This is a genomic window from Dubosiella newyorkensis (assembly GCF_001945605.1).
GTDB classification, from domain to species: Bacteria; Bacillota_I; Bacilli_A; order Erysipelotrichales; family Erysipelotrichaceae; genus Dubosiella; species Dubosiella newyorkensis.
The window spans coordinates 1-1,448 of sequence record NZ_MPKA01000014.1 but is presented as its reverse complement, the minus strand read 5'-3'; the positions used below and the strand labels follow the sequence as shown (position 1 = coordinate 1,448).

1 protein-coding gene is annotated in these 1,448 nt (G+C 41.5%); it reads right to left on the bottom strand.

The window, feature by feature from the left end; genetic code table 11:
• Positions 1–134 precede the first annotated feature (134 nt).
• Positions 135–1,331 carry an IS256 family transposase gene (locus tag BO225_RS00225; protein ID WP_076340295.1) on the bottom strand — a complete coding sequence of 399 codons (1,197 nt, stop codon included), beginning with the start codon at positions 1,329–1,331 and terminating at the stop codon, positions 135–137.
• Positions 1,332–1,448 lie beyond the last annotated feature (117 nt).

The following is a 1,448-nucleotide window of genomic DNA, read 5'->3' as shown; positions in this document are numbered from 1 at the left end:
GGCAGTGTCAATATTTTTGTGTAAATTGTTTTCTTAGTAATTAGTTCTGAGTTTGTTAAGGTGAATGAGCGAACACTAAGAAAAGTCATGCCTTTTCTTAGTGTTCGCTGCTCGTCGGCTGACGGGAGAGCCAATCAATCCTCTTCTTTGAACCAGTCGCTTCGCACCGTTCTTCCAAACCCTTTATGGACCCGGTTCATATGCTTTTCGTTATATTTATTGAATTCACTTACTAAATATTTTTCCTGGGACTGTTCTGTGGGAAACTGTTCTCTCTTTTTGAAATTTCTTTTAAGCTGCTTGTTGTTCGCTTCGATCAGGTTTGTCGTATAGATTGTTGACCGGACACAGGACGGATAATCATAAAAGGTAAACAGATGTTCGCTTTTCTCCAGCATCCTTTTGATCTTTGGGTATTTCGCGCCCCATTTATCCAGGAATTCTTGCAGCTTTCTTTTTGCCTTTTCCTTGTTTTCGGCCTTATAGACCTTTTTGAAATCTCCTGTGATTTCGCTACGGTCTTTGACTCGGCAGCTGGAAACGATATTTCTTTGGATATGGACCATGCATCTTTGGATATTGGAAGACGGAAACATTTCTTCGATAGCCCCTTCCATTCCGGACAATCCGTCTGTGCAGAACAAAGAGACTCTTTCTATTCCCCGTTCTTTCAGATCCTGGAGCAGTTCCTTCCAGGCCTGGGCCGATTCTGTAGGCGCGATAAGATAGCCTAAGATTTCTTTTGTACCGTCAGTCCGGACCCCTAAAGCGATATGGACCATTTCCTTCGATACGGTGTCTCTTCGCATGGCCATGGCTGTACCATCCAGATAAATGACGGCATACTCATCGTTCAGCGTCCTGTTTTTAAAAGCATCGATCGACTCGATGACATGATCGGTTATATTGGATATGGTCTGCCGAGAATACTTGACTCCGCACAGTTCCTGGATCATAGCCGCGATCTCAGAGTTTGTCAGGCCTTTTTCAAACAAAGACAGAATAGTGGCTTCGGTGGATTCGTCCCTTCTTTTATATTTAGGTAGAAAAGAAGTATAGAATTCGCCCAGCCGGTCTCTTGGGATCTTTACAGTGATCGATCCGAATTTCGTATCGATCTTTCTGGAATAGCTTCCGTTTCGGCAGTTGGCATTATCCGAACGGGCATACTTTTCATAATCGAGAAAAGCCGTCAGTTCATAAGCCATAATGTCATTGACCGTATTTTCAAGAGAAGAGCGGAAGTATTCCAGCATGAACTGCTCTAAAGCAGGCAAATTATTTTCATTTACGAATAGAGTTTTGACGATATCTGTAGTAATATCAAACATGGGAAATGTCCTTTCTAGTATTTGTTTGGTCGAACTAATCTTACTAAGGATATTTCCTTTTTTCTATTCTATTTAGGAAACAAATCTACCTATTTACACAAAATATTTTACACTCTC

Excerpts from the sequence above, each read along its gene's own strand:
- BO225_RS00225 (WP_076340295.1), bottom strand. The coding sequence starts at position 1,331 with ATGTTTGATATTACTACAGATATCGTCAAAACTCTATTCGTAAATGAA.